General features: G+C 43.5%; 22 protein-coding genes. 10 read left to right on the forward strand and 12 right to left on the reverse strand.

What is annotated here, in order from left to right; translation table 11 throughout:
• The first annotated feature begins 2 nt into the window (after window positions 1-2).
• From FHS68_RS19965 to FHS68_RS19975, 3 genes are read left to right on the forward strand one after another with little or no spacing between them, the layout of a single operon-like run.
• Entirely contained in the window at window positions 3-1280 is a 1278-nt protein-coding gene (locus FHS68_RS19965; protein WP_167273969.1) for an ABC transporter permease, read from the forward strand.
• A 36-nt stretch (window positions 1281-1316) separates the two neighbouring features.
• The gene (locus tag FHS68_RS19970; RefSeq protein WP_167273971.1) at window positions 1317-1583 is read left to right on the forward strand and encodes a phosphopantetheine-binding protein; all 267 of its coding nucleotides are present in this window, start codon (window positions 1317-1319) and stop codon (window positions 1581-1583) included.
• Window positions 1580-2776, forward strand: a complete 1197-nt coding sequence (locus FHS68_RS19975; RefSeq protein ID WP_167273974.1) for a beta-ketoacyl-[acyl-carrier-protein] synthase family protein — start codon at window positions 1580-1582, stop codon at window positions 2774-2776. Before FHS68_RS19970 ends, FHS68_RS19975 begins: the two co-directional genes overlap by 4 nt.
• Here FHS68_RS19975 and scpA read toward each other — a convergent pair.
• Both scpA and FHS68_RS19985 read right to left on the reverse strand, forming a co-directional pair.
• On the reverse strand, window positions 2773-4917 hold the full coding sequence (gene scpA / locus FHS68_RS19980; RefSeq protein ID WP_167273976.1) for a methylmalonyl-CoA mutase: 2145 nt from the start codon (window positions 4915-4917) through the stop codon (window positions 2773-2775). The two genes, FHS68_RS19975 and scpA, sit on opposite strands and share 4 nt — an antisense overlap.
• The gene (locus FHS68_RS19985; RefSeq protein WP_167273978.1) at window positions 4914-6299 is read right to left on the reverse strand and encodes a methylmalonyl-CoA mutase family protein; all 1386 of its coding nucleotides are present in this window, start codon (window positions 6297-6299) and stop codon (window positions 4914-4916) included. Before FHS68_RS19985 ends, scpA begins: the two co-directional genes overlap by 4 nt.
• 259 nt (window positions 6300-6558) lie before the next feature.
• On the opposite strand from FHS68_RS19985, the gene dnaA reads away from it, so the two are divergent.
• Together dnaA and FHS68_RS19995 are read left to right on the forward strand one after the other, a co-directional pair.
• Window positions 6559-7986 carry a chromosomal replication initiator protein DnaA gene (gene dnaA, locus FHS68_RS19990; RefSeq protein ID WP_167273979.1) on the forward strand — a complete coding sequence of 476 codons (1428 nt, stop codon included), beginning with the start codon at window positions 6559-6561 and terminating at the stop codon, window positions 7984-7986.
• A 53-nt stretch (window positions 7987-8039) separates the two neighbouring features.
• Window positions 8040-9020 (forward strand): GNAT family N-acetyltransferase, encoded by a 981-nt coding sequence (locus FHS68_RS19995; RefSeq protein ID WP_167273981.1) that lies wholly within the window; start codon window positions 8040-8042, stop codon window positions 9018-9020.
• On the opposite strand, the gene FHS68_RS20000 is transcribed toward FHS68_RS19995, so the two are convergent.
• The gene (locus FHS68_RS20000; RefSeq protein ID WP_167273982.1) at window positions 9007-9810 is read right to left on the reverse strand and encodes a DUF3108 domain-containing protein; all 804 of its coding nucleotides are present in this window, start codon (window positions 9808-9810) and stop codon (window positions 9007-9009) included. The genes FHS68_RS19995 and FHS68_RS20000 overlap by 14 nt on opposite strands.
• A 16-nt stretch (window positions 9811-9826) precedes the next feature.
• Entirely contained in the window at window positions 9827-10864 is a 1038-nt protein-coding gene (locus FHS68_RS20005) for an aminopeptidase (protein ID WP_167273984.1), read from the reverse strand.
• A gap of 194 nt (window positions 10865-11058) precedes the next feature.
• On the opposite strand from FHS68_RS20005, the gene FHS68_RS20010 reads away from it, so the two are divergent.
• Window positions 11059-12552 carry a hypothetical protein gene (locus tag FHS68_RS20010; protein WP_167273985.1) on the forward strand — a complete coding sequence of 498 codons (1494 nt, stop codon included), beginning with the start codon at window positions 11059-11061 and terminating at the stop codon, window positions 12550-12552.
• 214 nt (window positions 12553-12766) lie between these two features.
• Window positions 12767-13834, forward strand: a complete 1068-nt coding sequence (recA, locus tag FHS68_RS20015) for a recombinase RecA (protein WP_167273987.1) — start codon at window positions 12767-12769, stop codon at window positions 13832-13834.
• A 68-nt stretch (window positions 13835-13902) separates the two neighbouring features.
• Here recA and FHS68_RS20020 read toward each other — a convergent pair whose 3' ends face one another.
• The 7 genes from FHS68_RS20020 to FHS68_RS20050 all read right to left on the reverse strand — a co-directional run bounded on the left by FHS68_RS20020 (window position 13903) and on the right by FHS68_RS20050 (window position 21487).
• Window positions 13903-15438 (reverse strand): P-loop NTPase family protein, encoded by a 1536-nt coding sequence (locus FHS68_RS20020; protein WP_167273988.1) that lies wholly within the window; start codon window positions 15436-15438, stop codon window positions 13903-13905.
• Window positions 15439-15453: 15 nt separating this feature from the next.
• A complete protein-coding gene (rny, locus tag FHS68_RS20025) occupies window positions 15454-17025 on the reverse strand; it encodes a ribonuclease Y (RefSeq protein ID WP_167273990.1) in 1572 nt (523 codons plus the stop codon).
• 118 nt (window positions 17026-17143) lie between these two features.
• On the reverse strand, window positions 17144-17455 hold the full coding sequence (gene zapA / locus FHS68_RS20030) for a cell division protein ZapA (protein WP_167273993.1): 312 nt from the start codon (window positions 17453-17455) through the stop codon (window positions 17144-17146).
• Window positions 17452-17796, reverse strand: a complete 345-nt coding sequence (locus tag FHS68_RS20035; protein WP_167273995.1) for a hypothetical protein — start codon at window positions 17794-17796, stop codon at window positions 17452-17454. The genes zapA and FHS68_RS20035 overlap by 4 nt, the downstream gene beginning before the upstream one ends.
• A 42-nt stretch (window positions 17797-17838) precedes the next feature.
• The gene (gene pheT, locus FHS68_RS20040; RefSeq protein ID WP_167273998.1) at window positions 17839-20307 is read right to left on the reverse strand and encodes a phenylalanine--tRNA ligase subunit beta; all 2469 of its coding nucleotides are present in this window, start codon (window positions 20305-20307) and stop codon (window positions 17839-17841) included.
• Window positions 20308-20373: 66 nt separating this feature from the next.
• The gene (locus tag FHS68_RS20045) at window positions 20374-20748 is read right to left on the reverse strand and encodes a nuclear transport factor 2 family protein (protein ID WP_167274001.1); all 375 of its coding nucleotides are present in this window, start codon (window positions 20746-20748) and stop codon (window positions 20374-20376) included.
• A gap of 82 nt (window positions 20749-20830) precedes the next feature.
• On the reverse strand, window positions 20831-21487 hold the full coding sequence (locus tag FHS68_RS20050; protein ID WP_167274003.1) for a DUF1684 domain-containing protein: 657 nt from the start codon (window positions 21485-21487) through the stop codon (window positions 20831-20833).
• Window positions 21488-21672: 185 nt separating this feature from the next.
• Between FHS68_RS20050 and FHS68_RS20055 the strand changes: the two genes are divergently transcribed.
• Together FHS68_RS20055 and FHS68_RS20060 are read left to right on the forward strand one after the other, a co-directional pair.
• Complete coding sequence (locus FHS68_RS20055) at window positions 21673-22050, forward strand: response regulator (protein WP_167274006.1); 378 nt, start codon at window positions 21673-21675, stop codon at window positions 22048-22050.
• A 5-nt stretch (window positions 22051-22055) separates the two neighbouring features.
• Window positions 22056-22817, forward strand: a complete 762-nt coding sequence (locus FHS68_RS20060; RefSeq protein WP_167274008.1) for an MBL fold metallo-hydrolase — start codon at window positions 22056-22058, stop codon at window positions 22815-22817.
• Window positions 22818-22883: 66 nt separating this feature from the next.
• Here FHS68_RS20060 and FHS68_RS20065 read toward each other — a convergent pair whose 3' ends face one another.
• Window positions 22884-24122 carry a DUF819 family protein gene (locus tag FHS68_RS20065; RefSeq protein ID WP_167274011.1) on the reverse strand — a complete coding sequence of 413 codons (1239 nt, stop codon included), beginning with the start codon at window positions 24120-24122 and terminating at the stop codon, window positions 22884-22886.
• 190 nt (window positions 24123-24312) lie between these two features.
• Between FHS68_RS20065 and FHS68_RS20070 the strand changes: the two genes are divergently transcribed.
• Window positions 24313-24804, forward strand: coding sequence for a (2Fe-2S)-binding protein (locus FHS68_RS20070; RefSeq protein WP_167274014.1), 492 nt, complete (start codon window positions 24313-24315; stop codon window positions 24802-24804).
• The last annotated feature ends 22 nt before the right edge of the window (window positions 24805-24826 follow it).

Genomic DNA, 24826 nt, shown 5'->3' on the forward strand with positions numbered 1-24826 from the left:
TTATGTTCAAAATATTCTCATCGCTGCGCAAAGAGTTTTTACTCCTTATCAACGATAAAGTTGGTCTGGCTTTGCTATTTCTGATGCCGTTGCTATTAGTTTTTATTATTACCATCATTCAGGACAGCGCCTACAAAATGGTCAATGAAAACCAGATCCCGCTGCTGGTCGTGAATCATGATTCCGGAAAAGAAGGGAAGAAACTGGTAGCATTGTTGGATAGTTCGGGTCTGTTCAAAGTAGATTCTCAAAATGGGATTGAGCAAAGTTCATTAAAGTCGGAATTGCTTTCACGCGGCAAATTACTGGCATTATACATTCCAAAGACTTTTTCGGCTGGACTGGAAAGCAATGCTGAAGATGTAAGTACGATCCTGATGGAGGACCTGGGACTGGAACACGATACAATCGGCCAGGCAAAAGTAGAAATGCCGAGGCTCTCGTTTTACAATGATCCGGTTTTACAGGAGAATTACAGTTACTCCGTAATGGGCATTATCCAGTCATACATGAGTGTTATCGAAAATTCACTGATGATCGACAGGATGTATACCAATATGGATTTGGGAGACAAATCGGCGGTATTGAAAAAGAAGATGATATCCAATCGCGTGCAGATTAACCAAATTGTCGCCAGCAACAATAACTCAACCGTAATTCCCAATTCCACCCAACATAATGTACCCGCCTGGACGATTTTCGCGATGTTTTTTATGGTGGTATCTCTTGGTAGTAACATTGTAAAGGAGAGGGTTAGCGGAAGTTTTCTCAGGCTGAAAACGATGCCTACCACATTTATGCTCGTCATGTTCAGTAAAATGGCCATATATGTTCTCGTGGCTGTGTTACAGGTTGCCCTCACGTTCTCAATGGGAATATGGATCTTGCCAAAACTAGGACTTCCGCAACTGACTGTTCCTCAAAACTTTATCGCCATGGTAGCCGTGATCTTTGTGAGCAGTATGGCTGCCGTGAGTTATGCTTTGTTAATAGGATCACTTTCGAGGACAGAGCAGCAAGCCAATGGTTTTGGCGCAATCTCGATCATTATTTTTGGAGCAATTGGAGGTATCCTGGTGCCCACTTTTGTCATGCCGGGTTTTATGCAGTATGCCAGCAATTTTTCGCCTCTGCATTGGTGTCTTGAAGGCTTTTATGTTTTATTTCTGAAAGGCGGAAGCTGGCAGGAATTGAAGTATGTATTTTCCTTTCTTGGCATTTTTATCCTGATATGCCAATTAGGTACCTATTTTAAGCTGAGGTTGGAAAGAATTATTTAAGTTTGAATTTCGCGGAAGGCAAATCATCAATTTGTAATGGATATAACTAGTTTAAAACCTATTCTCAAGGGTCAGATCGTTCAATATTTAAATTTATTAGACATAAATCCGGCAGATATCAGGGACGATGAACCGTTGTTTGGCGGCGATTTAGGACTGGACTCTATCGATTCACTCGAACTGGTTGTACTTCTTGAGCGGGAGTATGGCATCAAAATCACCAATCCAGCAGAAGGACGGAAAATTCTTGTTGATGTTAACCACATGGCAGAATATATTCTTGCCAATACCAAACCCGCATGAAAAGGGCACTAGTGACCGGAATGGGGATCATTTCCGCAATTGGTGAGAATGTAAACGAAAATCACAACAGCCTGCGCAATGCACTGACGGGCATCCACAAAGCGGCCCATTTTGAATCTCATTATTCTTCATTGTTACCTTTCGGTGAATGCAAGGCCAGTAATGAAGAATTAAAGGAAACTTTGGGTTTGCAGGATAGCGTCGGGTACACCAGGACATGTTTGCTTGCAAATAATGCATTTCTGGAAGCGATCGGGGACGCAGGTCTATCTCCGGAAGACTTATCTTCTTTTGATACTGCCTTAATATCAGCAAGTACGGTAGGCGGCATGTGCCTGACGGACCAGCTCTACGAAGATGCTAACCTTAAATCCTCCGGTTCTCCCTATCTGGAATCTTACGGCTGCTCGGCGCATACCCTAAAACTCATCAAGAGATATAAGATCCGAGGTTTCACAGATACCATTAACACCGCTTGCTCATCATCTGCGAACGCAATCATGATGGGTGCCAGGCTGATCAGGTCGGGAAGGGCAAAAAGGGTGATTGTGGGAGGAGTTGACAGCCTCGCGAAATATACAGTGAATGGCTTCAATGCATTAAAAATACTTTCGGAGTCGGCATGTAAGCCATTTGATGAAAACCGAAATGGCTTGAATCTGGGTGAAGGAGCGGCTTATTTGGTATTGGAATCAGAGGAAGCTGCGGGAAGTAAGAGAGTCTATGCAGAGGTTTCCGGATTTGGCAATGCAAATGATGCCCATCATCCATCTGCAATGTCCGATAACGCGATTGGCGCGGTCAGTTCCATGCGGGATGCGATACAATCGGCCGGAATTAGTTATGACCAGATTGGATATGTGAACGCCCACGGAACGGGTACCCAGAATAATGATGAAGTTGAATTATACGGTCTCAACCACTTATTCGCAAAAATGCCGCCTTACAGTTCCACGAAATCTTTTACAGGGCATACGCTAGGCGCGGCGGGCGCGGTGGAGGCTATTTACAGTGTTTTGAGCATTGTTTATTCTGAGTTATACCCCAGCCTGAATGTTGAATCACCGATTGGAACCTACCATTCAACTCCTATTTCCTCATTTTCAGATAATCATGCTATTAAATTCGCGTTGTCCAATTCTTTTGGCTTCGGAGGGAATTGCACGTCACTGGTCTTTGGGTCGGTAAGCTAGCCTTCCTCCATCAGATCGGTCAGGATTTTTTGAGCGGCAATGGAGATGATTGTCCCAGGCCCGAAAATCCCTTTTACACCTGCGTCATACAAAAACTGATAATCCTGCGCTGGAATCACGCCGCCCGCAATGACCATGATATCCTCTCTGCCCAATGCCTTTAATTCAGAAATAAGCTCCGGAATAAGCGTCTTGTGACCAGCTGCAAGGCTCGACGCACCAATGACATGTACATCATTTTCCGTGGCTTGCCGTGCTACTTCCTGGGGTGTTTGGAAAAGAGGGCCAATATCCACGTCAAATCCCAGATCGGCAAAACTCGTGGCGATTACTTTGGCTCCACGGTCGTGGCCATCCTGGCCCATTTTTGCAACCAGAATGCGTGGCCGCCGCCCTTCCATTTCTGCGAACTGATTGGACATCTGAAGGGCCAGCTTGAAATTTTCATCGTCAGAAGCTTCCGCCTGGTAAATCCCTGAAATTGACCGAATGGTCAATTTATAACGTCCGAATTCCTTTTCCATCGCATCCGAAATTTCACCTAATGTAGCCCTTTTACGGGCCGCATCCACCGCCAGCGCCAACAAATTGCTGCTCATATCCTTGCCGCCGTCCCGTCTGCAGGCATTAGTGATCGCTTCTAAAGCCAGGGTAACTTCGGCCGTATTTCTTTCTTGTTTTACGAGATTTAAGTTGTTAATCTGAGCCTGTCTGACGGCAGCATTATCAATGTCGCGAATGTCGATCGGTTCAGAATGCGGTGTTTTAAAACGGTTTACGCCAACGATAACATCCTTTCCTGAATCGATCCTCGCCTGTTTTCGGGCTGCTGCCTCCTCAATACGCATTTTTGGAAGACCCGTTTCAATTGCTTTCGTCATGCCGCCAAGCCCTTCTGCCTCTTCAATGAGCTGCCAGGCTTTTTTCACGAGTTCATCCGTGAGATACTCCACATAATAAGAGCCTCCCCAGGGATCAACAGCGCGGCAGAGATCCGTTTCGTATTGGATAAATAACTGGGTATTTCGGGCGATTCTTGCTGAAAAATCGGTTGGTAAAGCCATCGCTTCATCCAATGAGTTGGTGTGCAGTGATTGCGTGTGGCCCATTACCGCTGCCATCGCTTCGATGGTCGTTCTGGCCACATTATTAAAAGGATCCTGCTCGGTAAGACTATATCCACTGGTTTGGCAGTGGGTACGCAATGCCAGTGATTTCTCATTTGCAGGATTGAACCGGCTTACGATTCTGGACCATAGCAAGCGCCCCGCCCTCATTTTGGCAATTTCCATGAAATGGTTCATTCCAATGCCCCAGAAAAAAGATAGCCTTGGCGCAAAATTGTCTATCGAAATGCCAGCGCGAAGTCCTGTGCGGATGTATTCAAGTCCGTCGGCAAGGGTATATGCAAGCTCAATGTGCGCGGGCGCGCCTGCTTCATGCATGTGATAGCCACTGATGCTGATTGAATTGAATTTCGGCATGAATCGCGAAGTATAGGCGAAAATATCTCCCACAATCCGCATGGAAGGCGCAGGAGGGTAGATATAGGTATTCCGCACCATAAACTCCTTCAAAATATCATTCTGGATCGTGCCGGATAACGTTTCCTTCCTGACTCCCTGCTCTTCTGCTGCGGCAATGAAAAAGGCCATTATCGGTATTACTGCACCATTCATCGTCATGGAGACAGACATTTGCTCCAATGGGATCTGGTCGAAAAGGACCTTCATATCTTCAACAGAATCAATCGCCACGCCAGCCTTGCCCACATCGCCAGTCACCCTGGGATGGTCAGAATCGTAACCTCTGTGCGTCGCCAGGTCGAAAGCAACGGAAAGCCCCTTCTGGCCTGCATTGAGGTTTTTTTTATAAAAAGCATTGGATTCGGCGGCGGTAGAAAAACCGGCATATTGACGGATCGTCCAGGGGCGTTCAAGATACATGCTTGCATATGGGCCACGCAAAAAGGGAGGAAGTCCTGCCCCGAAGCCCAAATGCTGATTTTCTATGTTATCCTCCGACGTGAAAACCGATTTCAGCTTGATCCCTTCTGCGGTGACAACGGTCTTTGGCTGATTTACTGAATTTGCTACTTCGTTTCGAACCTCAGCGGGTATGTGCTTGAAATCTGGTTTCATAAACTTGCAGGTCTACTTTTGAAGCACTCCGAAAGACTTTTGTCGTGCGAAAGAAAAGGGCTTTCCGTTTGAGGCGGATTTTTAATAAGGAGATCAGTGTCTTCGCCTGGTTCAGTAAATTTGTTTACACCTACCATTATTCCCTTATTTTGCGAGGTTTGGATTTTTTGAGTCAAAGATCTACCAAGTTCTTCCTTAATGAAGCCCCTTTCGAAACACTCAACTAACCCACCTTTTTCCTCGATATCCAGAAAAAGTGACCAGGACTGCTCCGCCAAATCGATCGACATTTTTTCCAATAAATAAGAGCCTGCCGCGGGATCAGCAACTGTTCCAAAAGCACTTTCATGATAAAGAACCGAGGATAGATTGCGTGCTACGCGTCCTGACAAATCATTGGGAGAAGCAGCATTTGCGACATATCCAGAAACGGTAAGCGCGTTACAGCCGCCAATAGTGCCGCTCATAGCTTCCGACGACGCGCGGATCATATTTGTAAACGGCGCAGCTGTGCTGCTATAAAATGAGGAAGTCTGAGCCTGGATAAACGGGTTGGACAGCTCATCAGGCAATGCGTAGGCGCGGGAAATATTTCGCAGTAAAAACCGGAATGCCCGCAGTTTCGCGATTTCCGTCAGGTATTGCGTTCCAATGGAAACCGAAAAAAGCATTCTGTTGAAAGCACCGAGTGGCGAAATTCCTGCATCCGTCAGGTGGTCCATATAAGTAACGGTTGCCGCAGTGGTGAAGGCCAATTCCTGCACGGGATCTGCGCCATTGTTATGATACACATGCGTTTCAACCATCACAGGTCGGAACTCGCGCATATTTTTGGTTCGGGTCAGTACAGCTGCCACTGATTCTATCCGGGTTTCGAATGATTTTCCATAACGCATCCAGTCAGCTACCGGGTCGAATGCAATCCCGCCTTTCAAATAGTAGCTGGCATTCTTGGAGATATGCGAAAAAAGATCTTCCGGATTTTCAGAGGTCTGGAAATATATTGGCGTATCAGTCAGGCGGATTCCATGAAGAAGCTTGGGGAATTCACATTGAGACAACGCATTGTGTCCAAGATTAATGAGCGCAGCATCCGCACCGTTTTCCAGTGCATTTTTCAATGCTAAGTTGGTTTGCAACGGATGCGAAAATTCCAATTCAGGTACGTTGAGCCAACCGGGCACTTTCTTCTGACATTGCTGCATGGCGGCAACTTTTTCCGCATCCAGGTCTTCATATGTCGCATACGAATTGAACCGTAATCCTGAACCAACGTCCCAGCTTGTCGCCGAGCCGAACTTTTCTTTCAGCTCTTTTTGCGCCTGTTTTGCCCAGGCATTCTTATCCATTGGAGCAAAATCTGAAAACAATTGGTCAGACATTTTGTCGGTTAAGCAGGATGTTAAAGGATTCTTGCTATGGGCAAAGCTACAAATTTGAAGTAACAATTTTGAAGGCCAACCCGTAACACAATGACTGACAAAATACTACAATTTAATTCCGCGGTTATTTATTTTAAGGCTTGGAGAAAGATACCATTGATGTTAAATTGAACCTTGGTTCAAACTTGCGGGATCAGGTATTTTCCTATCTTTGCCGTCCCTAAAAACAATGAAGTACTGAGTTTTGGTAAGCTATACATTGGAAAGAACGAACGCATATAGAGAAGTGGACCACATTTGGGATGCCTGCCTGAGAGTTATTCAGCAGCACATTCCTGACGAAAGTTTTAGAACGTGGTTCGAACCTATACGGCCGTTGAAGATCTATGGTAAAGTGCTTACAATTCAGGTTCCAAGCCAATTTTTCTACGAATGGCTGGAAGACAATTATGTTAATCTTCTGAGGAAAGCATTGGATTACGCGATCGGGCGGGATGGTATGTTGGAATATTCCATCATTGTGGATAAGGGCAATGAAAAGCACCAGCCGCTGACCATGAATGTTTCTACCCAAAAATCACCGGGTTATTCCAAGCAGGATAATTTTGTAAATGATCCGCGCCTGGGTTCCAATCATCGGGAGAAAGACCAGGATTCGATGAACTTGGATACTTACCTGAACCCGAATTATTCATTCGATAATTTTATTGAAGGTGATTGTAACAGGCTCGCAAGATCTGCGGGCTTTGCTGTTGCCCAGCGCCCTGGCCTGACTTCTTTTAATCCGTTGATGATGTACGGAGGGGTAGGATTAGGCAAGACCCATTTGGTCCAGGCCATTGGGAATTACATTATGAATCATTTTCAAAATAAGCTGGTGCTTTATGTATCTTCCGAAAAGTTTACCAACCAGTTTATCAATTCAATAAAAAACAATACCCTCCAGGATTTCACTGACTTTTACATGAAAGTGGATGTGCTTGCTATCGACGACGTGCAATTTTTGTCTGGTAAGGAAAAAACGCAGGATACTTTTTTCCATATTTTCAATCATTTGCACCAGCTGGGTAAGCAGATCATCATGACCAGCGATAGGCCTCCGAGAGAATTGCAAGGTTTGCAGGACCGTCTGTTATCGCGTTTTAAATGGGGACTTACTGCTGATTTGCAGGCACCGGATTTTGAAACCCGGATTGCGATCATTCAGAAAAAGATACAGTCTGAAGGGATTTTAATTGATTATGATGTAATCGAGTACATTGCCCATAGTGTCAATTCCAATGTTCGTGAATTGGAAGGTGTTATTGTGTCTCTCATGGCCCAGGCTTCGCTGACCAGAAGGGAAATTGACGTGGAACTTGCAAAAAACACTTTGCGTAACATTGTCATGAATGAGAGCAAGGAAGTGACGATTGACACCATTCAGGAGGTAATTGCAGATTATTTTCAGGTTACGATAGCCGATTTGAAAAGCAAAAGCAGGAAAAAGGAAATCGTCTATCCACGTCAGATTGCAATGTTCCTTGCCAAAGAATATACAGACCTTCCATTGAAGTCCATCGGTTACCATTTCGGTGGTCGGGACCATAGTACGGTGATCCATTCTATTCAAAGCATTAACCTTTTAATGGACGAAACGCCGGACGTTGATGAAACTTTACAGAAGCTTCGCAGTTACTTTAAGTAAAGTCTGACGTCTAAGTATCAGGTAGTATATGTTTTCACCTGATCATTCGTCCTTTGACCCCTCTCCTGATTTCCCGTTCGCAGATCAATGATGCCGCATGGAACAAACTAATTGAACAATCCGGACAAGCTGTTGTATACGGTTTTACTTTTTACCTGGACCTGGTCTGTGATGATTGGAAAGCGTTAATATGGGCCTCAGAAGGCGATTATCAGATCGTTATGCCGCTTCCCGTCCGTCGGAGATTAGGAATTCAATTAATTCATCAACCATTGTTTTGCCAGTATCTGGGCTTATTTTCCAGATCTGAACTCACAGCTAGTCAGGCCGAAATTTTTCTTAGATTGCTTTCGATGCACTTCTCGTACATTTCCTCCTATCATTTCAATCCAAATAATTATCATCTGTTTTCTGACCTGACCAGTCAATTCAGGGAATTTGAATTTCATACCCAATTTACGCATTGGCTGCACTTGGCGAAAGATTATAAATCAATCGAAAAAGGGTATACAACAGATCGTCGTACTAATCTGAAAAAAGGCAAAAATGCGGGGTGGGAAATTCTGGAGAGCAGCAACATTCATCCGCTGATCTATTTATTCGTTCAGAATCATGCGGCCAAGATAGCTGGCGGGGTAAATCCGAATGCTTACGATCGTTTGGAAGCGATCTTCGAAAAATTAAAGTTGTTGGGAATTGTTGAGTTGCATTATGCCTGTAAGAACGGAGTTATCCACGCTGGCATCCTGATCGTTCGCTGCGCAGGGAAGTCCATTTATTTGTTTAATGCTGCTGATGTAATAGGCCGAAGATGTAATGCTAGAACATTTCTGCTGGACGCCTATTTTTCAGCAAATGCTGGTAACTCCATCATTTTTGATTTTGAAAGTCCTGAAATCCATTCTATTGCTGGATTTTATAAAAGTTTTGGCTGCGAAGCAACTCCTTTTCTGAAAATCAGAAAGAACCGGCTGTGGCTGCCAATTCGCAAATTGCACAAATGGAGGGAAAAATGGTTGCTCAAAACCAGGTAAGGTCTTTCCTAAGCCCTTTGTAGGATTTAAGGTCCATTTCCAGCGAACCAATCACTAATTCCACTTCCGCTTTGAGTGGAATTTTGTTCGAATCGTCCGAGACCCAAAGCCGCATCGCGCCTTCGCCTTTGAAGAATTTATTATCAGGAATAAGTGGATTGAGCCTCAAAACGCGGGTTCTTCCAAATTTGGTTTTAATCACATCCTTGCCCACATAACGCACTCTCAATTTGTAAACCTGACCATCAAAAAATGTAGGTATTTCGATAACTTCTCCCTCCGCAACCTTTTCGAAATTGACGGTTCTGAGAAAGAAATAGCCACTGATGATATCGTGGATATTATTTGGGACATCAAAAGTTTTGGTTTCGTCCTTAATGGAGGAAATGGCCTGGTCTTTATTGTGATTGAAGTAAATCTTTTCTTCTTTTCTGTATTTGTTTTCCTGGATCTGGCGCTCAAACATGTGCGGCAGAATGGCCGTAGTATCGATATAAGACCGCCAGGAGTCCCTCACATGGGAAATAAGGTCAAATGCGCCAACTGTTTTGCCTGAAACATTTACCCTGAAACAGGGCCGGCTATTGATCGTGGATATGGATTTGGAAACTTCTACTTTGGCTTCCGCTGCATTGATAAACCCGTAATGCACCCGATATTCGACGCGTTCGCCAGTTACAAAACTATTATTCGCGACAACCCTGGTTTGCTTGTATTTTTCTTCGAATTGCCGGAAAGAAATAAAAAATAGAAGTGTGGAAATGGCTATTATGATGTAAGATCTCTTCATGCTAAAAAAATAGTATTTACATAGAGGGGTAATTCTCCTTTAAATAGGCAAGATATTTTTTTAAATCTCCTCCAAATTTATTCTCGAATTCTTCAAGAAAGATATTTTGCCTGGACTTATAGGTCAAATAATTGATAAAATAGGCATTATTAGGTAACTGTGAGTCACTCAGGCCATTTTTGGGTTTAAACGTCCGTTTGGTAGACAGAAGTGTGTCGGCATCAGTCAGTATCTTAACAATCATTGCCTTTTTCAATGAATCCTTCCTTCGATCGGGCGACATATTATTGCCAAATGTTTTGTAAAGACTATCCAACTTTACGGTACCTCTGAGCATGTGGCCTGAGTAGGCATCATTGTATTTTTTAGAATACTGGTATGTACGTAATTGCGGGGAATCCAGACCATACTTGTACTTCAAAAACCGGATTGCACCCTGATCACCCACAAAACTGGCCAGATTCTCATTTAATTCCAGATTATTTTTCACAAAAAGTGTTCCATGTGTCAGTTCATGTAATATGAGATTGGCCAGGCTCCCATCCCTTCTCTTTAACATACTCGAAAGAATAGGATCCTTAAAATAACCCAATGTAGACCAGGCGGAGACGTCACCAATATCGGTATCTAGCCCCGTTGTGATCAGTTCTTTTTCTTCTCGAACGGCTCTGGTGGAGTCGAAATAACCCTTGTAAGGGAATGTTCCGACAACCGGGAAATTCCATTTGTAGGGCACAATTTTATATCGCTCGGAAGCAGTAATGAGCCAGATGAGCGGCTTACCATGCTGGTTGTAAAATGTAGTATAATTATCAGAAGGTTTCAACCCAAGCGAGTCAACGCCAAATTGTTTGATTTCCAGAATCAACCTGATCCGGCGTTTGAGGGAGTCGGGAAATGCAGGATTGGCTAAGACATCTTCAACTTCTTCCACATTGGCGAGAATGCTGATTTGTCCTTTCGCCTGCATAACACCGTAACTAAGGATATCCCGGTAGTAAATTCCAAGCAAGACAATAATAAACAATAAGGCAAGCAATATTCTCTTTAACACTGATTTGATTTTGTAAGTACCGATGCGCCTTTTTAGCCGATTTCCTTGCTGCGCAAAATTAGAAAAAAAGCAATTGGATTCTGGCGTATTATAGTATACGCGGCAACCGATCGATAAGTTGTTTGCGCAGTATGAAAAATAGATTCATGCTTCCACTCAGATATTGCTTCATTGCGAAATCCCTACCTCATGCAATGAAAATAAAATACCTTAAAACACTTAGTCTCGGCTACCTTCTGGTCCCCAATCTGATTTTCTTTTATTACTGGACCAACACGTTTATCGCCACAATTGGCATTGTAATGCTTCTTTACACATTTTACGATAGTTTGAAAGACTGTGATTTTCATTCCTATGAAATCCTTACGATGAAGCAACTTGCTTTGTTAGGGGCGGCAGCTGCAATGCTCACCTTTGTCTCGGGAATCACTGGCTTGGCTTACCAAACATTTGACCATTGGTGTCACAACACCAAATTTTATGAACTTTTCAAAAACGATTGGCCGATACGCATTCCGGAAAAAGGGCCGGTGATTTCCTATTACTACGGCTATTATGTCGTTCCTGCACTCGTTTTTAAATTTTTGGGAGATATTCACGAGATTGTCATCATCGTTTGGACCCTGCTCGGCTTTTACATTGGACTGGCCTGGGTGTATCTCGTAATGAATAAAAAATTGATTTACACTTTTCTGGTTATCTGTTTTGGTGACACGCCCCATGTGATCAAAACTGTTGCTTATAAGGTTACAGGACTTTGGTACACAAGAGGGGATTTTGCAATTGAATCCTGGTCTAATTTCGAAAATCTGCTTTGGGTGCCCAATCAAGTGATACCCACAATGATCGTTGCAGGTATGTTCATTTTTATGCTCAAAAACCGAGTTAAAAACGAGTTGATTGTTTTTCCGGTTGTACTAATCTTCTGGTGGGCTGTATTTCCTGCATTTGCAATGGGCCTCTTTTGCGGAGTTGTCATTTTGCGCCAGTGGGTGCTGGATGGATGTCAATTTAATCAACAATTCATGGGCAGGAAGGTAATCTTGCCGATTCTTGCTGCTATCCCGGTCTTACTTTTCCTGGTATCCCACAAAATGGCCCCAATTTCTGGTTTTGTCTGGCAATTTCCTTATAGTCTCACGGGCAGGATTGCGGAGTACGTGATCAATATTGGAATCAACTTCATCATTTTTCTTCTATCCTACCGATATTTCAGAAGTAAGTCGGAAAACCTTCTGCCGCCCTTTCCATTTTATTTGCTAATTACCTTTTTATTGATTTTCCCGGTTTATCGCATTGGTAAAGTGAATGATCTTTTGTTCAGAGGACTTATGCCATATTTATTGATGATTGGGATGTACGTGTTTCAGTCATTTGCGCACCGCTCCAATTTGCAATCCCGAAATGTGGTAACCAAATCAATCATGCGTTTTATGTTGTTCTTGCTTCTCGTGCTATGTTCATTCATTTCAATCGGAAGGGTTTTGAGAGCATTGAAAATTAACAAGCTAACCAAAATGCTCCTACCTAATCACATTGCCTTTGAACCCATTCCTTATGATGCTTACAAAAACATATATGAAGTGTTAAAAGAGAAATGGTCACTGCGAGAAGCTGATCAATATCTCGGAAAAAGTGACTCGTTTTATGAGCTTAAAATTGCGCCTAAAACGCCGATAAATAACTGAGATGGGCAGCTTGGTAATTGATAATTTCAATTTTCGGCAAAGTCAGCAAATCAGGCTGCAATTGCTCCTGAAATTATATTTTTAAAAGAAAAACAGGTTGTAATTCTGAGCAAAATTCGATATTTTTACAACATAGTAAAGACCCGATTTCAGCGGTTTTTGATAAGCAAAAGCCGCTTTTTTATGTACAAACTAAATTTTTTGTAACCATTTTATGGCACAACCGAACACGGATAAAGACAACAAATTAAAAGCACTGCAGACCACACTGGAGAAGCTTGACAAAACTTATGGAAAAGGAACTGTAATGCGTCTCAGCGACAGTAAAGTGTTAGATATCCCGGTGATCTCAACAGGATCTTTGGGTCTGGATCTGGCACTTGGGGTAGGTGGGGTACCGCGTGGGAGGGTAGTGGAAATATATGGTCCGGAATCATCTGGTAAAACCACTTTATCCATGCATTGCATCGCCGAAGCTCAGAAAAAGGGCGGGCTGGCAGCATTCATCGACGCGGAACATGCTTTTGACCGGTCTTATGCAGAAAAATTAGGTATTGATACGAGTAACCTGTTGATTTCTCAACCGGATAGCGGTGAGCAGGCATTGGAGATCGCTGAACATTTGATCAGCAGTGGTGCCGTTGACATCATCGTTATCGACTCCGTCGCTGCATTGGTGCCGCGCGCAGAGCTTGAGGGAGAAATGGGAGATAGCAAAATGGGCTTACAGGCTCGCTTAATGTCCCAGGCGCTTCGTAAGCTTACAGGTGTGATCAATAAAACCGGCTGCTGCTGTATTTTTATTAACCAGCTGCGCGAAAAAATCGGTGTAATGTTCGGTAACCCCGAAACAACAACCGGTGGTAATGCATTGAAATATTATGCATCTGTTCGCCTGGATATTCGCCGCGTAGGGCAGATCAAGGAAAGTGCAGATCAGATATTAGGTAACCGTACCCGTGTGAAAGTTGTTAAAAACAAAGTCGCACCACCATTTAAAGTAGTAGAGTTTGATATCATGTATGGTGAAGGAATTTCCAAAGTAGGGGAAATCATTGACCTTGGCGTTGAGCTTGAAATCATTAAAAAAGCCGGATCCTGGTTCAGTTACGGAGGAAATCGTCTCGGTCAGGGCCGTGACGCTGTAAAAGCACTTTTAAAAGACAATCCTGAATTAATGGATGAATTGGAAGGGAAGGTTCGAGGAAAAGTTAATAATGATCCCGATTCTTTGATCGATACCAGTGAGCCTAATTTAGTGGATGAAGGTGCGCCGTTATAAACATCGCAGTTCAAGTACTCATAAAGAAAATGCCCGGTGTGTAGCCGGGCATTTTTCAAGTATTTTATTTAGAAAGGCTTCCGATCGTCGTCATCTTCATCAAAATCATAATCCTCATCCCCCGGTCCTGAAAACATGCTGCTTACCAGGTCCTGGAACTTCATACCCTGATCCAGAGATTGCTTTCCAATCAGAGAAAATTCCGCCATCCCGTGCAGCGCAAACTCCATCATGAATAACTTTTCGTCTGCATCGGAATAGGCACTTAGCATGTCCACGAAATCGTCCAGGCCGTCGATTGTTTTCAATCTGGCCATATACTCGCGATCCGTCATATCGCCGGGCATTTCCATTTCATTCCCAGCACCGAACCATTCAATTACTTTCGCGTATGGATTGATCTTGCTTTTCTTGCTCTTCTCGGGATCCGGGAAAAAATTCAGGAATTGCGTGCGGATTGCCTTGCCAATCAGATTCTGCGCGACAATGACGGGACCTTCGACTTCGCCTTCGTAAACCAGCTCTACTTTGCCACATATGGCGGAAACTACACCATAAAGGTCTGAAATGCGGACGTAGGTAATGTTTTCGCCATTAATCAGCGCCCGCCTCTCAGCAGTGCTTAAAAGGCTTTCGTAAGCGGAAATGGTAAGTCGGGCCGAAACCCCGCTTTTGCTGTCCACATATTCACTTTCCCTCGCCTCAAAAGCGATTTGTTCAATCAGCGTCTTCACCAGCTCATTTACCTTCACCAGACTTTTCTGTTCAGGTTTTACAACAGCTTCTTGTTCCGTAATCTTCTTCCCAGTTTCAATTGTCTTGGGATAATGTGTTACGATCTGGCTTTCAATACGGTCTTTTAAAGGCGTTACAATGCTGCCGCGATTGGTATAATCTTCCGGATTGGCAGTAAAAACAAACTGAATATCCAACGGAAGCCGCAACTTGAACCCGCGGATCTGAATATCACCTTCCTGTAAAATGTTGAATAATGCAACCTGGATACGCGCCTGAAGATCCGGAAGTTCGTTGATTACAAAAATACCGCGGTGCGAACGTGGGATCAAGCCAAAATGGATAACCCTTTCATCAGAATATGGAAGTTTCAATGTTGCGGCTTTGATCGGATCTACATCACCGATAAGGTCAGCTACTGAAACATCCGGAGTTGCCAACTTCTCTGTATATCGATCATCGCGGTGAAGCCAGGCAATGGCTGTATGGTCTCCGTGATCAGCAACTGCATCTTTTGAGAAACGGGATAGCGGCAGCAAAGGATCGTCGTGCAGTTCTGAATCTTTTATGTAGGGAATGTATTCATCGAGCAAGCCTACCATCATCCGGGCAATCCGTGTTTTGGCTTGTCCGCGCAAACCCAAAAAATTAATGTTGTGCATGGATAATATTGCACGTTCCACATCAGGAATTACTGTCTCTTCATAACCCCATATACCTGGAAAGATATTTCCCTTATTTCTGATTTTAGTGATTAAGTTATCCCTTAACTCCTGTTTGATTGAACGCGACCGATAACCTGCTTTTTTAAGTTCGCCGAGCGAATGGATATTTAGTAATTCGGAACTGCTAAGCTGTGAGTAAATCATGTATTCTTGGATGGATTAACGCGCGTACGCAACTGAACGCATTTCCCGGATCACTGTAATCTTGATCTGCCCGGGATACTGCATTTCTTTTTCGATTTTTTGTGAAATATCAAATGAGAGCATACCAGCTTTTTCATCCGAAACATTATCTGCATCAATAATGACGCGTAATTCGCGACCGGCCTGGATCGCATAACATTTTTCTACACCTTCAAATGACATCGCCATATTTTCCAGATCACGAAGCCGCTGAATGTAAGATTCCATCATTTCTCGGCGTGCACCCGGGCGTGATCCAGAAATGGCATCGCAAACCTGAATGATAGGGGATAAAATGCTCGTCATTTCAATCTCATCATGGTGAGCTCCAATTGCGTTACACACTTCGGGGTTCTCTTTATATTTCTTAGCAAGTTCCATGCCCAGGATCGCGTGCGGAAGATCTGATTCTTCCGGCCATACTTTTCCAATATCGTGCAGAAGTCCAGCTCTTTTGGCCAATTTAGTATTAAGGCCAAGTTCTGATGCCATTGTAGCACAAAGTTTTGCCACCTCACGTGAATGTTGAAGCAAATTTTGTCCGTAAGAAGACCTAAATCGCATGCGGCCGATCATTTTCACCAGTTCGGGATGTAAACCATGTATGCCCATATCGATGACCGTCCTTTCACCGATCTCCACGATCTCGTCATCGATGTTTTTACGTGTTTTTGCAACGACTTCTTCAATCCTTGCAGGGTGTATCCGACCGTCCTGTACCAGTCGGTGAAGTGACAGCCTGGCTATCTCTCTCCTTACGGGATCAAACCCGGAAATTACAATGGCTTCCGGCGTATCATCCACGATAATCTCCACTCCGGTAGCGGCTTCCAGAGCGCGGATGTTGCGGCCCTCTCTACCAATGATCTTTCCTTTTATATCGTCGTTTTCGATGTTGAAAACCGAAACGCAGTTTTCGATTGCATGTTCTGCTGCGGTGCGCTGGATGGTCTCGATCACAATTTTCTTCGCTTCTTTTGTCGCAGTGAGGCGGGCTTCTTCCATTGCACTTTTCACATAAGAGCCTGCCCTAGTATCGGCTTCCGCTTTAAGCGCGTCCACCAATTGATCGCGTGCCTGATCTGCGGTAAGATTTGCGATTTTTTCGAGTTGAATAACTTGTTGCTGTAAGGATTTTTCAGCCTCTTCCCTGCGCTTGGTGGCCGTTTCAAGTTGTTGCGTAAGGTTCGTTTTGAGCGTTTCCAGTTCATTTTCGCGACGCTTGTTCTGCTCCATGGTCTGGTTCATACTCTGTTCGCGCTGTTTCAGCTTTTGCTCATTGGTCTGAAGAATGACCCGCTTCTTATTAGCATCTTCTTCAAATTCTGTCTTAAGACGCAGGTATTTTTCTTTTGCTTCAAGAATACGGTCCTTTTTGATGTTTTCGGCAGCACTCTCAGCGTTACGCAGAATTTCGGCTGCCCTTTCCTGGGCCTCTTTGTCTTTTTGGTCGAAAGATCTCTTGAAAATGTATTTACCTGCGAAAATACCTACGCCTATGGCAATGATATCAGACAGGATGATGATGAAAAACTGAGAATTTGACATTTTAATTAAGGTTATATATAGTTGGTTTTACCAAACTACACCCGCGTCAAATGCCGAAAAAGGAAGATATTGAAAACTATAAAGAAGATTCTAAATTAAAGGTCACGTGTATAGCCGCTTAGCTCTCAATCGCACTGGTTACTGTTTCATCCAGTTTTTCAACTCGGTTCTTAAAAGCCATGATTACATTGTTCATTTGCTCCTGGTTCCTTTGCAGTGCTACCAAACACTCAATGGACGTAAGGGCAATTGCCTCAATATCGCCGTATACTTTTCCTCTTAATTTATGCTGTTGCACACGTTGCAAGAAAACCTCATACCCTTCCCTGTAGAATTTCTCCTGATCCGCCGGAACGCTCAGTTTGAAACCTCTGTCCAGCAGTTTTATAAAGACAGAAACATCAGGATTAGGTATTTTGCTTTTTGTCATAAGGTATCTTCAAGCAACTTAATGCACTTATCAATCTCTTGGATAGATCTTTCAACTGTCTCTTTCAACTCGGCAATTCCGCTTGTTGGTGTCAGCTTACTAGTGACAATTTTAGCGAAATTTTTGGACTTATTAAAGTCTTTTTCCAAACTAGAGTGTTTTTTCTTCAATTCCTTTGCTTCTTCCTTGAGTTTGATATTCGTCGAACGGAGCTCCGCATTTTCCCGCAAAAGCTCTGAATTTGCCCAACTCAATTTTTCCTTTGAGTTGATTAGGAACTCGACTTTTTTTTCAAGGTCGGATAACTTGTGTTCAATAATGCGTTCAATGCTCCTTTCCATTTTCGAACCTTAAAATTTCCGTCAAAGCAAATTTATCTTACGTCATTTTCGGATCACTGCCTCAAACTCACGTTCGTATGCCGAAATTAATTTTTGCATGGATTTATCAATCACCTTGTCTGTTAATGTCTGCTGGTCCTCCTGCAAAATGAAACTGATTGAATAGGATTTTTTCCCGTCCAGGTTTGCGCCTTCGTAAACATCAAAAACATTTACAGAGCGAAGCAGTTGTCGTTCTGTCTTATATGCGATCTGCCGCAATTCTTCAAAGGTTATTTTTTTATCCACAACCACCGAAAGGTCCCTTCTCACCTCAGGAAATTTTGAAACTTCTTTGTACTCAACCGCGGAGTTGTACTGACGAAGCAGATATTCCCAATCAAAGTCAGCGAAAAAGATCTGAGCTTTGATGTCTAGCTTTTTAGTCAGTGTATTTTGCAGCAAACCAAAAGAAACGACCGGTTTTTTGTTAGCTAAAATTGTAATGCCATATTTGAAGATAACATTATCGGCCTCTTGCTTTTCAATTTCTTTAATTTTTAAAGCCGTAAGTACCTGATTAACTAATGCTGCAAGATCATGAAAAACGACATCACGCGATTTCTCAAACCAACTTTCCTGTTGAAAGTTACCGGTCAGAAAAATGGATAGCCTTTCTTTTTCGACAAACTTCTCGTTGACGTCATGATAGGTCTTACCAAATTCGAAAAGTTTCAGATCGCGCTGGCGGCGATTGCTATTGTAAGCAATTACTTCAAGACCCGAAAAAATCAATGTCTGGCGCATTACCGAGAGATCCTCGCTCAGATAATTAAGAATCTTGACTGGGTTACCCAGCAAACTTTCACTATTTAAAGTCTGATATTCGGGTTTGGTCAGCGAATTATTGATCATTTCATTGAATCCATTCGCGACCAGCAATTCGGCCACACGCAGTTTTAATTTTTCGGGATCATTAAGAGGGAAGTCGGAAAGGAAATCAGAGCTCATTGCTTCGGAAAGCTCAACCTGCCCGAAGCCATAAATGCGAAGGATTTCTTCAATCACATCTGCTTCTCGCTGCACGTCGACGCGGTAAGGCGGGACAATGGCAGTGAATGTTGTTTCGGTTTCATTCTCAATCGCGATATCCAGGCTGGTAAGAGTGCTCTTTATGAATGCCTTATCAAGCGATTTTCCAATGAGCCTGTCAATGTTACGGTATTTCATTTCAACCCTGAAATCCTGAACCGGATACGGGTATATGTCGGTTATTTCCGATGACACAGTTCCTCCGGCAACTTCCTGAATCAGCAAAGCTGCTCGTTTCAATGCGTAAACCGGCATGTTAGGGTCGGTACCCCGTTCGAAACGGAATGAAGAGTCCGTTTTTAAGCCAAATCGTTGGGCGGTTTTGCGCACCCAGATCGGTGAGAAATAAGCTGATTCAAGAAATATAGATGTCGTTTCACTCGTCACGCCGGAGGTAAGTCCGCCAAAAACGCCTGCAATGCACATGGGTTCCGGATTCCCGTCGGTACCTTCATTGCAGATCATCAGATCAGTATCTGAAATTTTTCTCTCAATTCCATCCAATGTAAAGAATGGCGTATCTGACGGTACGGTCGTGACAATGACCTTCTTTCCTAAAATTTTATTCGTATCAAAAGCATGCAAAGGCTGGCCTAATTCATGACATATATAATTGGTAACGTCGACAATGTTGTTGATGGAACGTATGCCGATGGTTTGTAGCCGCTGTTTAAGCCAGGCTGGGGATTCGGTAACTGTCAATCCAGAAATACTCAGACCAACGTACCTGGGACAAGCTTCTGTATTTCTGACTTCAATCTGAATTGGGGAACCTTGATCAGATCCCATGTACCACACTTCTGATTCAGCAGTTTTATGAGTGAAAACCGGATTGTCAACATTAGGCAGGTTAACAGGACGATTTAAAACGGCTTTCAAATCTCTGGCGACACCAAAATGGGAGGCAGCGTCAGCACGGTTTGGCGTCAAACCGATTTCAATCAGATAATCAGATGAAGTCCCAAAATATTCACTGGCGGATGTTCCATTGGGTAAGTCAGTATCTAAAACCAGGATGCCATCGTGCGATGTGCCAATGCCAAGTTCGTCTTCCGCGCAAATCATTCCTTCCGATACAGCACCTCGTATCTTTGATCTTTTCAGAACCAGCGGCTGATCGCTGCCAATGGGATGAAGCACAGCGCCTACCGTAGCGACGATTACTTTTTGTCCGGCTGCAACATTGGGAGCTCCGCAAACAATTGAAAGTGGGGTTTCAATGCCCACATCAACAGTGGTAATGTTAAGACGATCTGCTTCCGGATGTTTTTCGCAAGTAAGGACTTCTCCAATTACCACCCCGTTCAGCCCTCCTTTGATGGATTCAATTTCTTCTATTCCTTCGACTTCCAAACCGGTCGCCGTCAATAATTTACCGATTTCTTCGGGTGTTTCTGTGATTTCAATTAAGTCTTTAAGCCACTTATAAGAGATCTTCATGCAAATGCTTTAAAAAGTAGAAAGACAGACATTAAAGAGTCTGTCTTTCTACAAAAATAATGAAAACTACTGAGCGGGTGCTACATCATAGATGAATTGCTCGCTAACAATCTTGCCATCAGCGACTTTGTATATCGAAATTTCTTCCATCGGCGACCTTCCAATTCCTTTGAAGGTGACATCCATGGTAAGGCTAATTGCGAAATAGTTGCCTGCTACAACCGGGTCGGAAAGCTCCTGGCCATGAAACTCTTCGATCATTGCCTGAAATTGATTTCCTTTCTCAATTATCTTATCCAATCCTTGTACCCAGACCTCTCCGGGAGATCCTTCTGGTTCGATACTGATTGCATCGTCAGCATATAATTCCTTTTGTGCGTGCTCATATTTGTTCTCGCGGCATAGTTCTACAAGGCGTTCTGCAATTTCGGTAGTTGTCATGATCTGTTGTTTTATTTGGACGGTAATGTAATATTTTAGAAATCAGTAGTTCAATTATTTAAATGAATAATTCATTAAATTTCTACTTGTGCACAGACGCCTCTGTAAGCTCGCCTGCCTGAACTGCTACGGTTAAAACGTTTTCTTCAGGCGGTACCGGGCAGGCGTACGTTGGCTGATAAACGCAATAAGGATTATATGCTTTATTAAAATCCAGTAAAATGGTGTTGTTTTTGATTTCAGAAATGGGATAATCCAAATAACGGCCACCACCATATGTTTCTTTTCCGCTTGTGACGTCTTTGAATAGCACGGAAATAACATTCTCATTTTTTAACAACAATAACTTTTGAGCCTCGCCGCCGATTGTAAAATTAGCATAGCCGTATTTCTCATATTTTTCGGAAGTGCTGTCTGTATATTTTATAACCACTTCTTTATCATCCTTCATGTAAGGAGTAATGTTTGCCCGGATTCGAAAGGACAAGTCCGGCTCAAAGTAATGTAATCCATGAAAAGCCTCCTTATCTGCAATCGGAGAATCCTTTGCAGTTTTGAATTGTTCATCCTTCGCTTCCCGCTCTTCGCGGATTTTTGCCTTATATTGTTCGGGGTTAGCAGCTATCAAATCGTCGTCAGCAGAGCTGGTCGTTCCCGAGAAATTTTCGACGACAAAATAGGCCAGAATCGCTATTAGCATTGCGATTGTGCTGTAACGGATCAGTTTATTTTTAAACATAATGGTTCAATATATTGTAACAGGTCTGCAAACTTACGTGATAAGACAGCTTTGAAAAAGTATCGGATGGTTATTTACTTTTTTATGATAATTTTGAAACTTCACGTCAGGCCTTTGGGGTATGTTGATTGAAATATCCCTAAATTGACCTGGCAAATCATTAAACAAAATACCTGACCCGTCATATGTCATACACAAAACGAGTACTCATTGCTGAAGACAGTTCTGTTATTCAAAATCTGGCAAGGAAGATTCTGGAATTTCAACATTACGAAATTACTTCTGTCAAAAATGGAGAACAAGTTTTGCAACTCCTTGAAAAAGAAGATTTTGATATCATTTTGCTGGATATCAATATGCCTGTGATGGATGGGATGGAGTGTGCGAAAAGCATTCGCAAATTGCCGAATGAAAAAACGGCAAAGACACCGATTGTAGCAATAACCGGTAACGCCAAGAATTATTCAGAAGAAGATTTCAAACAAGCAGGATTTGATGATGCGCTGATGAAGCCTTTGAATTTTGACCGTCTGGTTGAAGTGGTGGCGCATTTGACAGAATAAACCTAATGAGGATTACATTTTTAGGAACCGGCACATCGCAGGGGATACCCGTTATCGCCTGCGAATGTGCCGTTTGCCGTTCTACTGACCCACATAATAAGCGTTTAAGGACTTCCGTCTGGATACAGGAACAAGGTAAATCTTTTGTCATTGATACCGGTCCCGATTTCAGGCAACAAATGCTCCGGGCAAATGTGAAGCATCTGGACGCTGCCATTTTCACCCATCAACACAAAGATCACACAGCCGGACTCGACGATATTCGCGCCTTCAACCATATCCAGCAAAGGGATATGCCATTGTATGGCCGACAAGAAGTGCTAAATCAAATCCGCAGTGAATTTGCTTACGCTTTCTCTGAGAAACGATACCCGGGTGTCCCTTCCTTTGATCTTCATCCAATTCAAAATGAGCCTTTTGAATGTGATGGCGTATCGTTTACGCCAATAGAAGTAATGCATCATAAACTTGCCGTATATGGGTACCGAATTGGTGACTTTACTTATGTTACGGATGCCAACTTTATTTCAGAGCAGGAGCAGGATAAAATCAAAGGCTCTCAAATCCTTGTTCTGGATACGCTCCAAAAAGAACCGCATTTATCCCACTTTACACTTTCCCAGGCACTAGACTTAATTGATAAATTGAATGTGCCGCACGCTTTTTTGACGCATATCAGTCATAAACTTGGCCTTCACGCCGAAATTGAAAGCGAACTCCCGCCGCATGTGCATCTTGCGTACGACGGGTTGGTTTTGAATTTGTAGACTTAGACTTACCAAGTCTCAAAGACTTAACGATTCTCCATATATGCGACGAGACTTGGCAAGTCTTTATAAACCTTCGCTAATAAACTGCATCATCAATGCAGTCAAATATCCGCCGTAAGTACCTATGGCATAACCTAATATAGCTAACAAAACACCAACCGGGGCCAGGGACGGATGGAATGATGCCGCCACGACCGAAGCAGAAGCAGATCCGCCCACATTAGCCTGGCTACCGACCGCCAAGAAGAAAAAAGGTATTTTCAGCCACTTACAAACCCCGATCAGGATAATGCCATGAATCGAAATCCAGATAAGCCCAATCGCAAAAAGTCCTGGATTGTCAGCCACTGCGCCAAGATCCATTTGCATTCCTATGGTGGCAACCAGCACATACAAAAAGACGGTACCGAGTTTCGAAGCACCAACATATTCCAGTTTTCTAACGGGCGTCAGTGAAAGCAATATTCCAATGAGTGTGGCAATTGATATGACCCAGAAGAAGGAAGATGTGAGGCTGTATTTGGCAAGAAACGGAAAATTTTCAGACAAATAGGGAGTGATGATTTCGGCAAGACCGTGTGCAACGCCTGTTGCGCCAAAGCCTGCAGCAGCAAGAAAAATGTAATCCCGCACCAGAGGAATTTTTTCATTGCCTAATTGTTCCGAATCCAGATGATCCTTGACCTGGCCAACCTGACTGCTATCCGCCCCAAGCCATTTGTCGATTTTTGCCGACATTCCTGCCCCGTATATAAGCACAGCCATCCAAAGTTCTGCAATCAGCACGTCCACAGCCACCATCTGCGAGAATAACTGGTCGCTTGGCTGGAAAACTTCCTTCAATGCAGTTTGATTCGCGCCGCCACCGATCCAGCTTCCTGCGATGGTTGCCAAACCACGCCAAACCGCATCTGCTCCTTCGCCGGCAACAGTCGGCGGACTTATTGATCCAACGATCCATAGCGCCGTTGGCCCGCCGATCATGATTCCCGCCGTTCCCACCAGCATTGCAATGAGCGCTTTCGGACCCAATTTTGCCAGCGATTTCCAATCCATGCCAATTGTGAAGAGTATCAGGCACGCCGGTAGAAAGTATTTGGAAACAACGGGATAAAGTTGTGATGTGATGCCATTGATAATACCCAGTGAATTCAGCACCCCCGGGATGAAATAGCACAAAAGCAATGGCGGGATAACGTTGTAGAATCGCTTCCAACCGGCGCTTGCCAAAGAGGCTGTGTAGAAAATCGCGGCAAGTATCATCATCAGTATGCCGAGAACTACGGCGTCATTGGTAATCATCAGATCGGCAGGGTAAAATCAGGTTGCGGGTAAAAATAGCCTAGTTTTAGTGGATTCAGGGTTATCGTTACTATATAGCGAGCTCATTTTTTTAAAACCCTGAATACTATATCCATAGGGTTGTTAAAATGAATTTTTCTTGCGATATTTTACAACAACAATATTCACCGGAAATTTAAGATTGTAAACTATGGCCATGTACAATTTATCGGTTAATGGTAAAAAAGTAAAGGTGGACGTGGAGCCTGATATGCCCCTGCTTTGGGTTGTAAGGGACTTCGTTGGATTGAAAGGTACAAAATTTGGCTGCGGAATGGCATTGTGCGGCGCGTGTACCGTTCATTTAAATGGTCAGCCAGCCAGATCCTGCCAAACGCCCGTTTCGAGCATTGGGAAAAATGACAAAATAACCACAATCGAAGGCATCGGCGATGGTAAAATGCATATAATCCAAAAGGCATGGATTGAAGAGCAAGTCCCGCAATGTGGTTATTGCCAGTCCGGACAGATCATGTCTGCGGTAGCACTATTGAAGACGACACCTAAGCCGACGGACGCAGACATTGATTCTGCAATGAGCGGAAATCTTTGTCGCTGCGGTACCTACGACCGGATCAGAAAGGCCATTCATAAGGCCGCCGAAGAAATTCAGATGTCTGAATCCGGGATCGGCAAAATGTAATCTTTAAGTTATCACAAATCCT

Origin of the sequence: Dyadobacter arcticus (genome assembly GCF_011762185.1) — a bacterium.
Taxonomy (GTDB): domain Bacteria; phylum Bacteroidota; class Bacteroidia; order Cytophagales; family Spirosomataceae; genus Dyadobacter; species Dyadobacter arcticus.